Annotated in this window: 9 protein-coding genes and 3 tRNA genes; 8 read left to right on the top strand and 4 right to left on the bottom strand. The window is 75.4% G+C overall.

From position 1 onward, the window contains the following. Positions 1-22: 22 nt before the first annotated feature. Positions 23-1096 (bottom strand): EamA family transporter, encoded by a 1074-nt coding sequence (locus PUR56_RS22845; protein WP_329950286.1) that lies wholly within the window; start codon positions 1094-1096, stop codon positions 23-25. A 152-nt stretch (positions 1097-1248) separates the two neighbouring features. On the opposite strand from PUR56_RS22845, the gene PUR56_RS22850 reads away from it, so the two are divergent. Both PUR56_RS22850 and PUR56_RS22855 read left to right on the top strand, forming a co-directional pair. Beyond that, complete coding sequence (locus PUR56_RS22850; protein WP_329950287.1) at positions 1249-2127, top strand: DUF1906 domain-containing protein; 879 nt, start codon at positions 1249-1251, stop codon at positions 2125-2127. A gap of 629 nt (positions 2128-2756) precedes the next feature. After that, positions 2757-4418: a long-chain fatty acid--CoA ligase gene (locus PUR56_RS22855; protein WP_329950288.1), complete on the top strand. Its 1662-nt coding sequence runs from the start codon at positions 2757-2759 to the stop codon at positions 4416-4418. Between the two features lie 121 nt (positions 4419-4539). Here PUR56_RS22855 and PUR56_RS22860 read toward each other — a convergent pair whose 3' ends face one another. Next, positions 4540-8412: a response regulator gene (locus tag PUR56_RS22860; RefSeq protein WP_329950289.1), complete on the bottom strand. Its 3873-nt coding sequence runs from the start codon at positions 8410-8412 to the stop codon at positions 4540-4542. A 179-nt stretch (positions 8413-8591) separates the two neighbouring features. Here PUR56_RS22860 and PUR56_RS22865 point away from each other — a divergent pair. The 3 genes from PUR56_RS22865 to PUR56_RS22875 all read left to right on the top strand — a co-directional run bounded on the left by PUR56_RS22865 (position 8592) and on the right by PUR56_RS22875 (position 9095). After that, a tRNA-Ser gene (locus tag PUR56_RS22865) sits at positions 8592-8685 on the top strand. Between the two features lie 227 nt (positions 8686-8912). Beyond that, a tRNA-Arg gene (locus tag PUR56_RS22870) sits at positions 8913-8988 on the top strand. A 31-nt stretch (positions 8989-9019) separates the two neighbouring features. Beyond that, positions 9020-9095 (top strand) — tRNA-Arg (locus PUR56_RS22875). 71 nt (positions 9096-9166) lie between these two features. On the opposite strand, the gene PUR56_RS22880 is transcribed toward PUR56_RS22875, so the two are convergent. Beyond that, positions 9167-10369: a globin domain-containing protein gene (locus PUR56_RS22880; RefSeq protein ID WP_329950290.1), complete on the bottom strand. Its 1203-nt coding sequence runs from the start codon at positions 10367-10369 to the stop codon at positions 9167-9169. Positions 10370-10380: 11 nt separating this feature from the next. Further along, positions 10381-10797: a globin domain-containing protein gene (locus PUR56_RS22885; protein ID WP_329884924.1), complete on the bottom strand. Its 417-nt coding sequence runs from the start codon at positions 10795-10797 to the stop codon at positions 10381-10383. A 320-nt stretch (positions 10798-11117) separates the two neighbouring features. Between PUR56_RS22885 and PUR56_RS22890 the strand changes: the two genes are divergently transcribed. The 3 genes from PUR56_RS22890 to PUR56_RS22900 all read left to right on the top strand — a co-directional run bounded on the left by PUR56_RS22890 (position 11118) and on the right by PUR56_RS22900 (position 17187). Continuing rightward, positions 11118-14597, top strand: a complete 3480-nt coding sequence (locus tag PUR56_RS22890) for an Ig-like domain-containing protein (RefSeq protein ID WP_329950291.1) — start codon at positions 11118-11120, stop codon at positions 14595-14597. Positions 14598-14782: 185 nt separating this feature from the next. Then, the gene (locus PUR56_RS22895; protein WP_329950292.1) at positions 14783-16057 is read left to right on the top strand and encodes an SPFH domain-containing protein; all 1275 of its coding nucleotides are present in this window, start codon (positions 14783-14785) and stop codon (positions 16055-16057) included. Beyond that, complete coding sequence (locus tag PUR56_RS22900) at positions 16054-17187, top strand: C40 family peptidase (protein WP_329950293.1); 1134 nt, start codon at positions 16054-16056, stop codon at positions 17185-17187. Before PUR56_RS22895 ends, PUR56_RS22900 begins: the two co-directional genes overlap by 4 nt. Positions 17188-17210 lie beyond the last annotated feature (23 nt).

Raw genomic sequence — 17210 nt, forward strand, 5'->3', positions numbered from 1 at the left:
AGCAGGCCGGTTCAGCGCCGGTTCAGCGCCGGCCGGTCAGTGTGGCCCCGACGCTCGCGGCCACCACGCAACCGATCCCGGCCAGCTGCGACGCACCCAGCAGCTGCCCCAGCACCACCAGCCCGACCAGCGCGCTGACCGCCGGCTCCAGGCTCACCAGCACGCTGAACACCCGCTGCGGCATCCTCCGCAGTGCCGTCATCTCCAGCGCGTACGGGATCACCGGCAGCAGCAGCGACACCCCGGCGACCGCGAGCAGCAGCATCAGCGGCGAGGCCCCCGGTTCGGTCAGACCGTCCCAGGCCTCGCCGAGCCCGAACGGCGCGACCACCAGCGCGCCGACCGTCATCGAGACGGCCAGTCCCTGGAACCCCTGGAACGCGGCCCCGACCTTGTCGGTGAACAGGATGTACGCGGCGTAGCAGGCGGCCGCGCCGAACGCGTACATCAGACCGACCGGGTCGAGCCCCGACCCGCTCCCGTCCCCGCCCTCGCCGAGCAGGGTCAGCAGCGCCACCCCGCCGGCCGCGAGCAGCGCCCAGAGCAGGTGACTGGCACGGCGGGCGAAGAACAGCGCCACCGCGAGCGGGCCGAGGAACTCGATCGTCGCGGCGGTGCCCATGGGCAGGCGGTCGATCGCCCCGGCGAACAGCAGGGTCATCCCTGCGGAGGCCATGCCGAGCAGTCCGGCGGCGGCCAGGTCGCGCGGGTGGCGCCCGCGCAGCTGCGGCCGGGTGACGGCGAGCAGGACGACCGCCGCGAAGCTGAGCCGGAGGAAGGTCGTACCGCTCACCCCGAGCGGACCGAAGAGCGGCTTGGAGAGTGCGATCCCGGTCTGCACCAGGAACATCGCGGTCAGACAGAGGAGCGGCGCCGGGATCCGCTCCGGGCGCCGCAGGAAGTTCGGGAACCGTCGGCCGGACGGTCGGCCGGGTCGTGCGTCCGGCGGCAGCCCGTCTCCGGGGGCGTCGCCTCGTCGCCGGCCACCGCGCTCGCCGGCGGGATCGCCCACGGGGGCGGGCGGCATGGCAAGGACCTCGGCGACGGCTGCGGCCGACGGCGGGGCGGCGGTTCCGGTGGGGTTGGGCGTGGGCATGCTGGCGAGTTTGCCGTAAGGAGCCACTGGGCAGCAAGCTCGTTACAAAAATCGGGACGGATATGGACGGGTGCGTCCGAAAGGGTGAGCTTCCAGGGCGCGTGCGGCGCGGCAGCCGCCCGTGCCCGACGGTCCGTCAGTATCAAGGCGGCGTGCGCTATCTCCGCCCTGCGGCCATCGCCGCCGCCTCCCTCGTCCTCCTGCTGGCCGCCGGCGGGCCGGGCGCGAGCGCCGACGAGGCCGCTCCGGCGGCCGCCGCCGTCCCCCGCATCCGCCCCACCGTCCTCCCCGACCGGTTCGGGCCGCCGGCCCTCCGCACCCGGGACCTCTACGCCGGTGCCGCCTTCGACGCCTGCACCGCGCCGCCGCTGGAGACCCTGCGGGCCTGGCGCGACAGCTCGCCGTACGGCGCGCTCGGCATCTACACCAGCGGCGGGCAGCGCGGCTGCACCCAGCCGAGGCTCACCGCGGACTGGGTCCGGCAGGCCCGCGAGATGGGCTGGCGGTTCCTGCCCGTGCACGTCGGCCTGCAGGCGCCGTGCAGCGAGCTCAAGCGCAAGCCGAAGCGGATCGACCCGGCCCGGGCCGTCCAGCAGGGCCGGGAGGAGGCGGCCGAGGCGGTCGAGGGACTCCGGGCGGTCGGGATCGGCGAGGGCAGCCCGGTCTTCCTGGACATCGAGGCGTACCCGATGCGCGACCCGGCCTGCGGTCAGGGCGTCGTCGACTTCACCCTCGGCTGGACCGAGGGCCTGCACACGGCGGGGTTCCGGTCCGGCTTCTATTCCAGCCTCGACTCCGGCATCGCCGATCTCGCGGCCGCCGCCCGCGCCGGTAGCTCCCCGCTGCCCGACACCCTCTGGTACGCGCGCTGGGACGACCACGCCGACACCGTCGGCGGCGGACCGCTCACCTCCGACCTCTGGGCCGACCACCAGCGCGTCCACCAGTACCGCGGCAACGTCGAGGAGACGTACGGCGGCGCGACGCTCACCGTCGACCGCAACCAGGTCGACGCCCCGTTGGCCGGCTGACCGGCCGGCAGTCGCGCCCCGCCCGGGTCGGACAGCGGCCCGACGGCAACGGTCCGACGGCAACGGTCGACGGCAACGGTCGACGGCAACGGCCCGACGGCAACGGCCCGACCCGCGCCGCCGCCCGGCAAGGCCCGTCGGCGGTCTCCGGACCGCCCCCGCTCACTCCCGCAGCGTGAGCGCCAACCACCCCTGCCCGTGGCAGTAGCGGCAGGTCTCCGGGATGTACCCCGTCCCGGTCCGGTCCGCCCGGACCCCGACCCGCGCCTGCGTCCGCACCCCGCCCGAGCAGCACGGGCACGGCACCCGAAATTCCGCCGGCCCCCGCCCCACCCGTCGTTCGCCACGTCCGTCACCCATGCCCCCAGTATCCCGCCCGCCCCGCGCGCGCCACCGGGCCTTCCGGACTGTGGTACCGGGCCGACCGCCCGGGCGGCGCGGCGAGCGCCCGGGCGGGACCGGGACGAAGTCGTGATCGGGGCAACGGGGTCGGGATACTGACATCGGGCAGGCGGCGGGGCACAATCGGGCTCGGCTGCCCGCGTTACCGCCCAGTAGCCGGCCCGCTGGCCGGGGGCGGTTCTCAGGGGCAGCAGCCGCCGCAGTGCCGCCCAGGTCGAGGAGGACCCGTGTTCAGCACGATGCAGGACGTACCGCTCACCGTCGCCAGGATTCTTGAGCACGGGTCGACCATCCACGGGCGTTCGACCGTCACCACCTGGGACGGGACCGGTCCGGTGGTCCGGACGTACGCGGAGGTGGGGGCGCGGGCCGCGCAGCTGGCGTGCGCGCTGCGGGACGAGCTCGGCGTGACGGCGGACGACCGGGTCGCGACGCTGATGTGGAACAACGCGGAGCACCTGGAGGCCTACCTGGCGGTGCCGGCGATGGGCGCTGTGCTGCACACGCTCAACCTGCGGCTGCCGGCGAACCAGCTGTCGTTCATCATCAACCACGCCGCCGACCGGGTCGTCCTCGTCAACGGCACCGTCCTGCCGCTGCTGGCCGCGGTCCTCCCGGACCTCAACCCGACGCTCAGGCACATCGTGGTCAGCGGGCCCGGCGACCGGTCCGTGCTGGACGGCTTCGCGGGCACCGTGCACGAGTACGAGGACCTGATCGCGGGCCGGCCGTCCTCCTACCCCTGGCTGACGGACATCGACGAGCGCCGGGCTGCCGTGCTCTGCTACACCTCCGGCACCACCGGTGACCCGAAGGGCGTGCTCTACAGCCACCGCTCGGTCTACCTGCACTGTCTCCAGGTGAACACCGGGGACAACTTCGCCTTCACCCCCCGCGACGTCGCGCTGCCGGTGGTCCCGATGTTCCACGTCAACGCGTGGGGCATCCCGCACGCCGCCTTCATGTCCGGCGCGAGCCTGCTCATGCCGGACCGGTTCCTCCAGCCCCGGCCGATGGCCGAGATGATCGCCGCTGTGCGACCCACCGTCAGCGCCGCCGTGCCCACCATCTGGAGCGGCCTGCTGGACGAGCTGGACGCGGGGGACTACGACACCTCCAGCCTGCGCATGGTGGTCATCGGCGGCTCGGCCTGTCCGCCGGCGCTGATGGAGGGCTACGAGGAGCGCCACGGCATCCGGGTCGTGCATGCCTGGGGCATGACCGAGACCTCGCCGCTCGGCTCCTTCGCCCAGCCGCCCGGCGGCCTCACGCCGGAGGAGGAGTGGCCGTACCGGGTCACCCAGGGCGTCTTCCCGGCCTCCGTCGAGGCACGGCTGATCGGTCCGGGCGGAGAGCGGATGCCGCACGACGGCGCCTCGGCGGGCGAGCTGGAGGTGCGCGGCCCGTGGATCGCAGGGGCGTACTACGGGGGCGCGGACAGCGACCCGGAGCGCCCGGACGACAAGTTCTCCGAGGACGGCTGGCTGCGCACCGGTGACGTCGGCACCATCACCCCCGACGGCTACCTCACGCTCACGGACCGGGCCAAGGACGTGATCAAGTCCGGCGGCGAGTGGATCTCCTCGGTGGACCTGGAGAACCACCTGATGGCCCACCCCGAGGTCGCCGAGGCCGCCGTGGTGGCAGTCCCGGACGAGAAGTGGGGCGAGCGGCCGCTGGCGACGGTGGTCCTCCGCCCGGGTGCCACGGCCGGTCTCCGGGAGCTGCGGGCGTTCCTGGCCGGGCGGATCGCCTCCTGGCAGTTGCCCGAGCGCTGGGCGATCGTCGGGACGGTGCCGAAGACCTCGGTCGGCAAGTTCGACAAGAAGGTGATCCGCGCCGACTACGCGGCGGAGCGGCTGGACGTCACCCTGCTCGGCAAGGAGTAGGGGACGGCCGGCGCGACGAACGGCGAGGGCCGGCCACTCCCGGGAATGGGGTGGCCGGCCCTCGCCGTTCCCGGCGGCGAGCGGACCCGGCGAGCGGCTCTGGCGAGCGGGCCCGCGGGGGTCAGCCCGCGGCGGCGACGCCCGCCTCGCCCATGGCGCCGATCCGTCCGAGCAGGTCGACGATCCGGGACTGGACGTCGTCGCTGGTGGAGCGCTCGGCGAGGAACAGCACCGTCTCACCGGTGCGCAGCCGGGGCAGCTCGCGGGGGTCGAGGTCGACCGAGGTGTAGACGACCAGCGGGGTCCGGTGCAGCCGGTCGTTGGTGCGCAGCCAGTCGAGCAGGCCGACCCGGCGGCGGCGGATCTGGAACAGGTCCATCACCACCAGGTTGGGCTGCACGCTGCTGGCCCGGGCGACGGCGTCGTTCTCGTCCACCGCGTGCTCGACGTGCATGCCGCGCCGTTCCAGGCTGCCGATCATGGCGGCGGCGATGTCCGGGTCGCCCTCGACCAGCAGGACGCGGGGGGCGTGGTTCTCGCCGTCGCGCGGGGCGAGGGCGCGCAGCAGGACGGCCGGGTCGGCGCCGTACGCGGCGTCGCGGGTGGCCTGGCCGAGGCCGGCGGTGACCACGACCGGGACCCGGCTGTTGAGCGCCGCCGTGCGCAGCGACTGCAGCGCGGTGCGGGTGATCGGGCCGGTCAGCGGGTCGACGAAGAGCGCGGCGGGGAAGCCGGAGACCTGGGCGTCGACCTCCTCGCGGGAGCGGACGATCACCGGTCGGTAGCCGCGGTCCTGGAGCGCCTGGCGGGTGGCCGGGTCGGGTTCGGGCCAGACGAGCAGGCGGCGCGGCCCGCCGTCGGCGCCCGGGGCGGGCATCGACGTGTACGCGGCCTCGTCCTGGGCGGTCGGTGCGGCGGGCAGTTCGGCCATCACCCGCGGGGCCGGCCGGTTCGCGGCGACGGGTTGCGGTGCGTCGGGGGCGATGGCGACCGGGCCGAGCGGAGTGGCGCCGGGCGCGCCGAGCGGGCGCGGCGGGGCCAGCTCGCCGAGTCCGGTGCCGACCGGGAGGGGGCTGTCCTCCCGCTGGTCGCCGGGGGCGGACGGGCCGGACGGGGACGCGGAGGGGAGCGCGGGCAGCGCGGACGGTGCCGGCGGGGCGCCGTCCGGCGTGCCGGGCGTCTCGGCGCCGGGGCCGGGCGGGACGGCCAGGCGGCGGCGCCGGCCGGTGGGCGCGGCGGCCGGTTCGGGCTGTGCGGGCGCGGGGCCGGCGGGCAGGGCGTGCTCCAGGCCCGGGTAGAGAGGGGAGTCGGTGACGCCGGGCAGGGCGAATCCGCCGGAGGAGTCCTCGGCGCCCGGCAGCGCCCGGCGCCGACGGGACGGCTTGGGCTCCTGGCCGGTGTCGCCCTCCGGGGCGGTGGTGGCGGTGGCGTCGGTGGGTGCGCCGTCGGCGCCGGCCTCGGCCGCACCGGTGCCCGGGCCGAGGGCGAAGGGGCCGCGGGGGCCGGCGTCGCCGCCGGTGTCCCGGCCCGGGCCGCCGTCGCCCCGCGGGTCGGTCTGCCGCTCGGGGTGCTGTCCGGGGTGCTGTCCGGCGTTCTGTTCGGCGCGCTGGTCGAGGTGCCCGGCCTCGACCGGTACCGCGTACGCCGTGCCGGACCGGCCGTCGTCCTTGCCCCACGGGTCGCTCTCGGGGCCGGCCGGGCCGCCGAGGCCCTGCCGCCCGTACGCGGGGTCGTTGCCGGTGCCGTTCCACTGCTCGGGGACGGCCCGCTCGATTCGTGCCGGGGCGTTCGGCCACTGGTCGGCGGGTACGGCCGGATCGACGGGGCCGGGGGCGGCCTGGGGTCCGCCGGGCGCGGCGCCGTGGTTCACGGACGGGTCGGCCGACGGGTCGGCGGACCGGTCGGACGGCCCGGAGGCGTGTCCGGGGGACGGCCGGTCCGCGGCCGGGTCCAGCGGAGCCTCCTCGACCGCGGGTCGGCCGCGGCGGCCACGGCGTTCGGCGGTCGGCTCCTCGGCCGGGACACCTTCGGCGGCGGCCCGCTCAGGTCCGGAGAGTCCGGCAGGTCCGGCAGGTCCGGCAGGTCCGGCGGGTCCGGTGCTCCCGGAGGGGACGGAAGCGATGGAAGGGTCGGAAGGCCCGGTCGCCCCGGCGGGCGCGGCGGCCGTGGCGGGCCCGCCCTCGGACCCGGCGGCCGGCTCGGCCGCCGGCGCCCCGGTCGGCTCCTCACTGCGCGCGGTGGGCAGTTCCGGGATGCCCGGCAGGTCCGGCAGGACGGCGCTGTCGCTCTCCTTGGGCCGGTCCGAGCGGCCCTCGGCACCCGCGCGCTCGGCGGCGGCCTTCGCCGCGGCCGGGTCCAGCGGAAGCTCGACGACGTACGTGGTGCCGGCGCGGCCCGGAAGCTCGTGGGGCTGGAGCACCCCGCCGTGGCGCTCGACCACCGCGCGGGCTATCGGCAGGTGGACGGGGCTGCCGCCGCGGCCGGGGCCGCGGATCTCCACCCGGGCGACCTCGCCGCGCTGGGCGGCCGCGAGCACGACCATCGGCGCGTCCCCGCCGCCGGCGGGCAGCGCGGTCCCGCCGGCCGGGTTGAGTCCGGGCGCGGTCAGGCCGGGGGAGGGGAGGGCGGGTTCGGCGTCCAGCGAGAGGCCGACGCCGCTGACGTCGGCGACCAGGTGGGCCAGGGCCTGGGCGAGTCGCTGCTCGTCGGCGATCACCTCGACGGCGGCGGCGTGCACGGAGAACCGCACCCGGCCGGCACCGACCAGTTCGCCGGCGTGCTCGACCGCCCGGCGGACCACCTTGTCCAGGGCGACCGGCACGCGCTCGGCGGCCTTCTTCCCCGCCTTGTCGTCCGGCTTGCCCTCGGTGGACGAGCCCGGGCCGTCGAAGCCCAGCGGGCCGTTGCCCGTGGCGCCGGCGCCCGTGGACCACTCGCCGGCCTCGGAGCGCTGGTGGGCGAGCACACCGTCGATCAGTTTGCCGAAGCGGCGGCACTCGTCGGCCAGCCGGCGCAGGGTCCAGTTCGCCTCCGGCCAGAGCTGGCCCGCGGGGTCGGCGGCGAGCGTGTCGATCCGGCGGTGCAGCGCGGTCAGCGCGCCGCCCAGTTCGCTCTCCAGGACGGCGGTGAGGTGTTCGTTGCGCGCGACCAGGGCGAGTTCGCGGCTGCGGTCGGTGAAGGTCATTACCGCGCCGACCAGCTGGTCGCCGTCCCGGACGGGGGCGGTGGTGAGGTCGACGGTGACCGGCCGGCCGTCCTTGCGCCAGAGCACGGTGCCGCGCACCCGGTGCTTGCGGCCGGAGGTCAGGGTGTCCAGCAGCGCGGACTCCTCCAGCGCCAGCGGGGTGCCGTCGGCCCGGGAGTGCTGGATCAGCGGGTGCAGTTCGCGCCCGCCCAGCTCGCTGGCCCGGTACTCCAGGATGTGCGCGGCGGCCGGGTTGACCAGGACGCAGCGGCCTTCGAGGTCGACTCCGAGCACGCCCTCGGCGGCGGCCCGCAGGATCATCTCGGTCTGCTTGTGCTGGCGGCGCAGCTCCGCCTCGACGCCGAGCCGGCTGGAGAGGTCGCGGACCAGCAGCAGGAGCAGGTCGGAGGAGCGCGAGCCCTCGCGGTAGGGGTCGTAGGGCGCGAGCGGGGAGAGCGCGTAGCCGCGGCTGTCGCCGGTGCCGTCGTCGGCGAAGTCGTTGCCGGAGACCTCGACGGGGAAGGTGCTTCCGTCGGTGCGCCGCGCGGTCATCCGGACCGGCCGGTCGAGTGCGTCGTCCTCGCGGGCGGCCGGGCGCATCGAGCCGGGGATCCGGCTCGGGTCGAACTCGGGCAGGAGGTCCAGCACTCCCATCCCCACCAAGGACGTGCCGGGCGTCTGGAGCGCGTGCACGGCGGCGTTGTTGGCGTCGACGACCGTGCCGTTGCTGTTCACCAGGAGCAGTGCGTCGGGCAGGGCGTCGAGTATGGCGGCGAGGCGAGCAGCGCCTCGGATCGGCCTGCTGCTCACGTCGACAGGTCTCCTCGGCTCAGGGCAGCTCTCTCCGGAGAAGGCAGTATCTCATTCTTCTTTGCGGCGGGGACGACCCGCCTAGTAACGTGGTCGGCGGTTGGTGCCGGGCCCCCGGGTTGTGGCATCATCACAGGCACAGGGAACGGGTCCGCGCACGCGGGCTTGGTCCATGTGGAGGAGGCTTCGCCTAGTCCGGTCTATGGCGCCGCACTGCTAATGCGGTTTCGGGGTTATTCCTGATCGAGGGTTCAAATCCCTCAGCCTCCGCCAGACGAAGAGCCCCGCCGACGAGTCCGTCGGCGGGGCTCTTCGCGTCTCCCGGTCCGGGTCCGTCCGGGTCCGTCCGGCCCCGGCCGGGCTCGGGGGAGGGCCCCGACGTGCCCGTACCCCGGTGCCCGGTGCCCCGCTACGGCGCCCGGATCAATCGATTTCGCCCCGCGTCGCAGGTCATGTAATGTTGTCCCCGCACCGCCCCGCTGGCACGTTCACCAGGGCGAGCGCTCATAGCTCAACGGATAGAGCACTTGACTACGGATCAAGAGGTTGCAGGTTCGAATCCTGCTGAGCGCACCAAACCCCGCAAGACCGGGTCCGCCCGGCACTTGCGCTCATAGCTCAACGGATAGAGCACTTGACTACGGATCAAGAGGTTGCAGGTTCGAATCCTGCTGAGCGCACCAGAGAGAAGCCCCCGGCCCCAGGCTGGGGGCTTCTCCCGTTCCACGGCGGGCCGGGCGGTCGGCAGGGGCGCTCACCCCAGGTCGGTCCGGTTGATCCAGGGGACGTCCCGCTGATCCAGGAACCACTCCGAGGAGGTCAGCGGTCGGGCCCGGTTGAAGGTCACCGGTGCCGGGTCGTGCCGGATCAGCGCGGGATCGGCGCCCAGTTCGGTGAGGAGCGCGGTCAGCGAGGGGGCGAGGCCCGGCGGGCCGCTGAGGTGGACGTCCCAGCCGGACCAGTGGCCGTACCGGGCGAGTGCGTCGCGGACCGGGGCGTCGGCGTCGGCGCGACCCTCCCCCCGCGCCGGGGCGGTCGGCAGCACCCGCAGCCGGGCGCACCGGGCGAGCAGCCGTTCCACCGCCGGCAGGTCGTACTGCTCGGCCTGCGAACGGGCGGCCAGCACCACGGTGACGTCGCGGTCGGCGGGGCCGGCGGCGAGTTGCTCCAGCAGCGCCCGGGTCTGTCCCCAGCCGGTGCCGGCGGCCACCGCCAGCAGCGGGCGGCGTGAGTGCGGGTCGAGCACGGCGTCGCCGAGCGGGGGGCCGAGCCGCAGCAGTTCGCCGGGGGCGGCGTCGTCGACGAGTGCGGTGCTGAGCAGCCCGTCGGGCACCCGGCGGACGTGCACGTCCAGGGTGCCGTCGGAGCGCGGCGCGTTGGCGATCGAGTAGGGGCGCCAGACCTTCGGCACCCGGGGACTGCTGAGCGTGAGGTACTGGCCGGGGACGAAGGGGTACGGGCGCATCGGCATCAGGGTGAGGACGACGATGTCGGCTGCGGCCCGTCGGCGGGTGGCCACCTCGGCCTCCCACCACGCGGGGACCTCCGGCCGGACCCCGGCGGCCGCCCCGGTCATCGTCCGGGCGATCACGGTGTAGGCCTCGGTCCAGGCCTTCTCGATCTCGGGCGTCCAGGAGTGTCCGGAGAAGTGCCGCAGGGCGGCGATCAGACTGGCCCCGACGGCGGGGTAGTGCTCGGGCGCGGCCTGGAACTTGCGGTGGTCGCGCCCGAGCGCCCGCAGGTACCCGGTGAGCTGCTCGGGGTTCTCCATGCGGAGGACGATCTGGGTGAGTGCGGCGAAGAACCGGTCCCGCTGCTCGGTCATCTGGGCGGGGAAGAACGCCCGCACCCCGGGGTTGCCGGCGAACAGGTGGGCGTAGAAGTACTTGGCCATGTGGTCGGCACGGCGCTCGACGACGGCGAAGCTGGCGCGGATGACCGCGGGGTCGAAGGGCACCGCGGCGCGCCCTAGGAGTGCTGCGCGGTGGTGAGCGCCTGGCCCATGGTGTCGCTGATCACGCCGTAGACCGCGGTCCAGGACGCCTCGGTCTCCTCGGTCCACGCCTCGCCGGCGAAGTGCGCCAGGGTGGCGAGCAGGCTGGCGCCGACGGCGGGGAAGTGCTCGACGAGCGCCCCGTACCGGGCGTGCCGGGCACCGAGGTCGCGGAGGACGCCGACCAGCGTGTCGGTCTCCTCCAGATGGGAGACCACCGTGCCGAGCGCGGCCCAGAGCCGGTCCCGCTGCTCGTCGATGTGCTCGGCGAACAGGCCCCGGACCCCGGGGTGGTGCTCGAACAGGTGCTGGTAGAAGTACTCGGCGACGACGGCGCCGTGCGGTTCGACGACCGCGAAACTGCTCGTGATGAGAACGGGGTTAATGGTCACGGGCCCCGACTCTACTGAGCGGGCCGGTAATTCGAACAGAGTTGTCTGATGAATGGTCAGATACTGGTCCGTGGGAACGGGTCGGATTCGCCGGGATTCCCCGCGATACGCCGCCTAATGGATGAAATGCAGCCCTTTCGGGTACATCCCGTCCTGCCGGTCGGAGGGCCGCCAATCGGGTGTCATGCGGCCAATAGCGCAGGTGTCGCAGTATGACCGGCCCAGGATCGTGATTCCGTTTTGTCAGATCTTGTGTCCAGACTGCCCAGAGATCCCGGTGAACCCGGCGATGCCGGCAGCCGATACCGAAGGAGAGCCGGATGAGCCGACAGTTCCCGGCCGTGGCCGGCACCGCAGCGGTCCTCGCCGCCGGGCTGCTGATCGGCTGGAACCCACCGCCCTCGGCCGCCCAGCAGTCCCCCGGTACCTGGTCGGGGGAACAGCGCGCGGTGCTGCCCTCCGGACTCTCCGTCCACCTCGATTTCGCGGCCTCCCCCGGGGCGGCCGTGATCGCCGAGCCCGGGGAATTGGCGGACCGCGCCGGCGGCGGCCGGTCCGCCGCGCTCTACACGGACGGAGTTCGGCCCGGAGATCCCGCCCAGACCTTCCGGATCTCCGAGAACCGTCCGCAGACGGACGGTTCCTGGAGAACCGTCGGGACGCTCCGGCTGACATTCTCCCGGGCCGTCCGCAATCCCCGGCTGCACGTCAGCGGACTCGCCGTCGTCGCCACCGGGAAATCCGGCTCCACCAGTACCGCGGCCCGGCTGACCCTCACCGGCGGCTCGCCCGGCGGGCCCACCCTGGTCAACCGCACGGACTGGCCCGGCTGGACGGCCGACGGCAACGTCCTGGCCCCCGCCGGTGCGGACGGCACGTCGGACGGCACGGCCGGGTCCGCCGCGGAGGGCAGCCTGGAGCTGGCCGGCACCTTCACCTCGGCGGTCTTCCGGGTCGAACAGCGCACCACCGCCCGGGCCGGTTCCACCACCGCACCCCTCCCGCTCACCCTGGCGTCCACCGTCACCCTGGACGAGGGCGTCGGCACCGCCCCGCAGGGCTACGGCAACGCCTCCCACCTGCTCTCCGACCTCTACCTCGGCGGCGACGCCGCCCAGGCGGCCCGCGCCGACCGGCGGCCGGCCTGGCTGTTCCGACGGCCCGACGCGGGCCGCGCGGGGGAGCCGACGGGGGAGCCGACGGGAGAGCCGACGGCCCCGGCCGGCGAGTCGCAGGTCCGCACCGGCCGCGGCGAGGAGGACCGCAGCGTCCGGTCCAGCCCGCCGCCGCCCCAACTCCAGCCCGGGCGGGGCGAGTACCAGGGCGCCGACCCGGCGGTCAGCTACCCGGCCGAAGCGGCGATCGGCCGCTACTACCGGCTCGCCGTCCCGGTCGCGGTCGGGGACGCCCCCGCCACCCTGGCGGGCTGGATCGACTTCGACCGCAACGGGCGGTTCGACCCGGTCGAGCGCGTGCAGGCCGAGGCCGCCGCCGGGGAGCGCAGCGTCACCCTGGAGTGGACCGTCCCCGGCAAGGCCGCGTCCGGGGAGACCTGGGCCCGGCTGCGGATCGGCCGGGACGCCACCCAGCTCGTCGAGCCCGGCGGGTTCGCCGACTCCGGGCAGGTCGCCGACCAGCGGATCCGGCTGACCGTCGGGGCCTCCCGCCCGGAGATCGCCGAACCGGTCGACGGCACGGCGGTCACCGAGACCCGCCCCCGGATCTCCGGCGACGGCGCGGTGGCCGGCGCCACGGTGGAGATCCGCGAGGGCGACACGGTGATCTGCCGGACGAAGGTGGCCCGCGGCGGCGGCTGGTCCTGCCGCCCGGACACGGCCCTGTCCGGCGGCGCGCACAGCCTCACCCCGGTGGAGACCACCGCCGGCGGCCTGGTGCTGCGGGGCGAGCCGGTCCGGATCACCGTGAGGACCGCGCCGCCCGCCGCCCCTCTCCTCGCCCTTCCCGAGTTCACCAACGACCCGGGACTCCAACTGACCGGCACCGGCGAGCCGGGCAGCACCGTGACGATCACCGACCAGCCGGCCGACGGGCACGCCGCCGACGCGGCCGACCTGTGCAGCACGGCCGTCCGCTCCGACGGCGCCTGGTCCTGCCTGCCGGTGGAGAACCTCGCCGACGGGCGGCACCGGCTCACCCCGGCCGCCGCCGACCTCGCCGGGAACCGGACCGCCGGGACGGCCGTCACGCTGGTCGTCGACACCGTCTCGCCGGACCGCCCGGTGCTCACCGAGCCCTCCGCCGGGGAGACCCTCCGGACCGCCCGCCCCCGGCTCGCCGGGAAGGCGGAGCCCGAGGCGCGGGTGATCGTCACCGCGCGTGCGGGCAGCGAGGCCTCGACGGAGCGGATCGTCGCCTGCGGGGCCACGGCCGCCATCGACGGCAGCTGGATCTGCACGGCCAACCGCGACCTGCCGGACGGGGACCAGTGGCTGGTCGTCACGGCGACCGACCGGGCGGGGAACGGGACGGCGGGCGACGCGGTGGCGGTGCGGGTGGAGGCGGCGGCCGTACAGCCGCCGACGGTGCCCGTCCCGACGGTGACACCGACGGCGACACCGACGGCGACGGTCGCGCCGACCGCTGCGCCGACCGCTGCGCCGACCGCTGCGCCGACCGGCGCGGCGACCGCCACGGCGACCGTCGCGCCCACCGTCGGGTCGACGGCGGTGCCCGCCGGCGGGCCGACGACGGTTCCCCCGCAGGTCCCGGCGGTCCCGGCCGTCTCCCCCGGCGCGGAGACATCGGCCTCGCCGTCGGCGGCGGTCCCGGCCGTCGTGCCCTCGGTCGCCGCGTCCACGGCGGTGGCCGCACCGGTGTCACCGACGCCCGCGGTGTCCACGGCCTCGGGTACCGCGTCGGCGGCCGTGCCGACCGTCGGGACTCCCGCATCCGGCACGCCGAGCGCTTCCCGGTCGGCCGCGGCCTCGCCCTCGGTCGCCGTTCCGTCCCCCTCCGCTCCCGATGCCCCCTCCACTCCCGCCGGCTCCGCTTCGGCGGTCGCGTCCCCGGGTGCTCCTTCGCCTTCGGCCCCCGCCCCGTCGGGGCCGGCCGGATCGCCTCCGGCTGCCCCGTCGGCGGCCTCGCCCGAACCCGCCCCGGACCCCGTCTTCGACCCCGTCCCGCCGGGGCTGCTGCCGATCGTCGTGCCGCCGGTCACCGGTGTGGCCGTCAGGCCGGTGACGCCGTCCCCGACGGCCCCCGCGACGGCGGTGCCGCCGACGGCCGCCGGTGCCACCGGAACGGCGAGGACGAGCCCGACCGCCGGTCCGTCCCCGACCGCGCCCCGCCCGTCCTCCTCTCCGACCTCCCCGACCTCGCCGTCCGCCGGCCTGTCCCCGTCCCTGTCGCAGGTCCCGTCCCCGTCGCCGTCCTCGCTCTCCTCTCCGCTCCCGTCCCCGTCGCAGGTCGCGTCGCAGGCCCCGTCCCCGGGCCCGTCCTCGCCGTCGTCCCCGATCCCGGCCGTCACCCCGGCGCCCGCCGACACCCCGTCCGCACCTGCCACCGCGTCGGCTCCGGCCGCCGGGGCTGCGGTGGCGCGGTCCGCCGGGCAGGCGGCCACCGGGGCCGACACCACCGCCGAGGCCGGCCGTGCACTGGCCGCGCCGCCCGCGCCGGAGCAGCAGCCGTCGGCCGAGGCAGGTGGATCGCCCGTGGCGTCCGACCGGCACCGGTCGGACGGCTGGCGCGGTGCGCTCGCCGGTGTCCTGCTGGTGCTCACCGGCATCGGACTGATCACCCGCCGGGTGCTCGTCCGGGGTTCGGGTACCCGGAGCCGCTGAACCGCTCACACCATCCGCTCATGTGCCTGCGCGTCAGGTCCGGCTTTAGATGATTCGTCAGTAAATGTCGACACGCACTAGCTCAAATGTCGCATTTGATGACGTATGAACTTAGCCTGACTCTGGCACTGCCCGTCAGATCCGGGCCGCCCGTTGCGCGACACACTGAACCTGAGGATCCGTGCATGGACGTCACCCGCGATTCTTCGCAGCGACCCGACAACCCGCCCAAGACGCTTCCGCCGGTGCTGGCGGAACGTTCCGCCTCCGGCTCCAGCCCGCTGGTCAGGGCACCGAAGCCGCCCAAGCCCGCCAGGCCGGCCGACAACGGTCCGGCCACCACCCCGCTGGCGGTGGTCCCCGGACCGGTCGGCGCCCCGGTCGACCTGCGCGATCCGCTGGAGGCCGCCGAACCGGCGGGACCGGGCGGCCCGCCGGAGACGGAGACGGTCCCGGTGGGCGCGCTCACCACCGCCACCGCGCGCCGGCCCCCGCGCGCCGACCAGGCGCTGCGCGAGCACGGCGCCGCCGCGCTGCCCGGCTGGGTCGCCCTCTTCGGGCTCCTGGCCGGTACGGCGGCCGTCCTGCTGGTGCTCCTGCGCGACGGCGTCATCCCGCACTGGGACACGCTGCCCGACCTGCGCACCGCGGCCGTCCGGGCCGCCGGCACGGCCGAGGTGACCGCCCGTTCGGTGTCCGCCGTCACCGCCGCCGGACTGCTGGTGGTCCTCGCGCTCGCCGGACTGCTGGTCAACGCGGGCGGCGAGACCCGGGTGCTCACCCGCTGGGGCCGCTACCGGGGCACCGTCCGCCGCACCGGCCTGGTCTGGGTCAACCCGTTGCTGCGCCGCCGCCGGGTGGACGTCCGGCTGCGGCACTGGCGCAGCGAGCCGGTCAAGGTGGTCGACCGCACCGGCACCCCGATCGTCGTCCGGCTGCTGATCGTCTGGCGGGTGAAGGACACCGCCCGCGCGGTGCTGTCGATCGAGGACCACGAGAGCTACCTGCGGGAGCAGGTCCAGGCGGTGCTCACCCGGACCGCCTCCATCCTGCCGTGCGACAGCAACGCGGGCCCCGGGCCCGCGCTGCGCGACGGCCAGTGGTTCGCCGACGAGCTGACCCGGGCGCTGGCCGCCGAGGTCGCCCCGGCCGGGCTGGAGGTCTACTCGGCGCAGCCGCTGGCGCTGGACTACGCGCCCGAGGTGGCCGAGTCGATGCGCCGCCGGAGGCTGGCCGATCTGGACGCGGGCCTGCGCACGGTGCTGGTGGACGACGCGGTGGAGGCGGCGGCGCTCGCCGTCCGCCGGCTGGAGCGGGCCACCGCGCACGAGCTGGACGAGGCCGCCCGCAGCGCGCTGATGGAGCAACTGCTGGTCGCCTTCGTCGCCCCGGCCGGAGTGGCCGCCTCGGTACCGTCCCCGGCCGCCCGGGCCGGGCGAAAGGAAGGACGACCGGCATGAGGATAGCCACCGGCCCGGACACCGGACTCGCGTTCGACTCCTCGTTCGAGCCCGGCCAGGAGTTCGTGCCCGGCCAGGAGTTCGCGGGCGCGGCCGAGTTCGCGCTCGACCCGGACACGGCGCTGATCGGTTTCGAGGAGGGACTCGGCAGCACCTCGTCGATCGCGGCCTGTTCCTGCCCCGACTGCGCGGCCGCGCGGCGCACCGTCCGACCGGCGGGGCCGTCCGGTGGCGGGCGAATACACCGCGCGGTCCGGAGCACCTGCCTGGCGACCACCGTGCTGGCCGGTGCCGGGGTGGTCGGACTGACCGCCGGTGCCGGGTCCGCGCAGGCGGCGCCCGGCAAGCAGGGCTGGGACGGCTCGAAGTACTGGTTCAAGGGCAGCGGCGGCGAGTGGCGGTACACGAGCCACTACGACGTCTACCTCAGCCGCACCCGCCAGACGGGCGGCTCCGGAGGGGCGGCGCAGACCGGGGCGGTGCAGACCGGAGCGGCCCGGAGCGGGGCGGGGTCCGGTTCCGGCCCGGCCTCCGGTGCCGGTGGCAAGGCGGTCGTCTCCAACGGGTCCGCGGCCGGCTCCTCCGGGACGCGGCAGGGCTGGGACGGCTCGAAGTACTGGTTCAAGAACGGCAGTGGCGAGTGGCGGTACACGAGCCACTACGACGTCTACCTGAGCCGCACCGGCCAGTCCGGTGGTAGTCAGGCGCAGACGTCCGCGCCGCCGGTCACCCGGCCCGTCCAGGACGCCGGTCCGGCCTCGGGGCGCCTGGAGACGGCGATCGACTACGCGCTCGCCCAGCTCGGCAAGCCGTACGTCTGGGGCGGCAACGGGCCGTCCGGGTACGACTGCTCGGGGCTGGTGCAGCAGGCCTACCGGCGGGCGGGCATCAGCCTGCCGCGGGTGGCCGACGACCAGTACGCGGCGACCACGCCGATCACGGCGGGGCAGCTGCGCCGCGGTGACCTGCTGTTCTGGTCGGACAGCGGCCGGGCCTCGGGCATCCACCACGTGGGGATCTACCTGGGCGGCGGCAAGTTCGCCGAGGCACCGAGGCCGGGCAAGCCGGTCCGGGTGTCGACGATCACCAGCGGCTTCTACCCGACCCACTTCGGGCGACCCGGGGCCTAGAAATCCCTCCTCGTTGTCCACAG

The organism is Streptomyces sp. BE303 (assembly GCF_036290945.1).
Classification (GTDB): Bacteria; Actinomycetota; Actinomycetes; order Streptomycetales; family Streptomycetaceae; genus Kitasatospora.

Bases quoted from the DNA above. Each gene is read 5' to 3' on its own strand.
- PUR56_RS22845 (WP_329950286.1), bottom strand. From the start codon at position 1,096: ATGCCCACGCCCAACCCCACCGGAACCGCCGCCCCGCCGTCGGCCGCA.
- PUR56_RS22890 (WP_329950291.1), top strand. From the start codon at position 11,118: ATGAGCCGACAGTTCCCGGCCGTGGCCGGCACCGCAGCGGTCCTCGCC.
- PUR56_RS22895 (WP_329950292.1), top strand. From the start codon at position 14,783: ATGGACGTCACCCGCGATTCTTCGCAGCGACCCGACAACCCGCCCAAG.
- PUR56_RS22900 (WP_329950293.1), top strand. From the start codon at position 16,054: ATGAGGATAGCCACCGGCCCGGACACCGGACTCGCGTTCGACTCCTCG.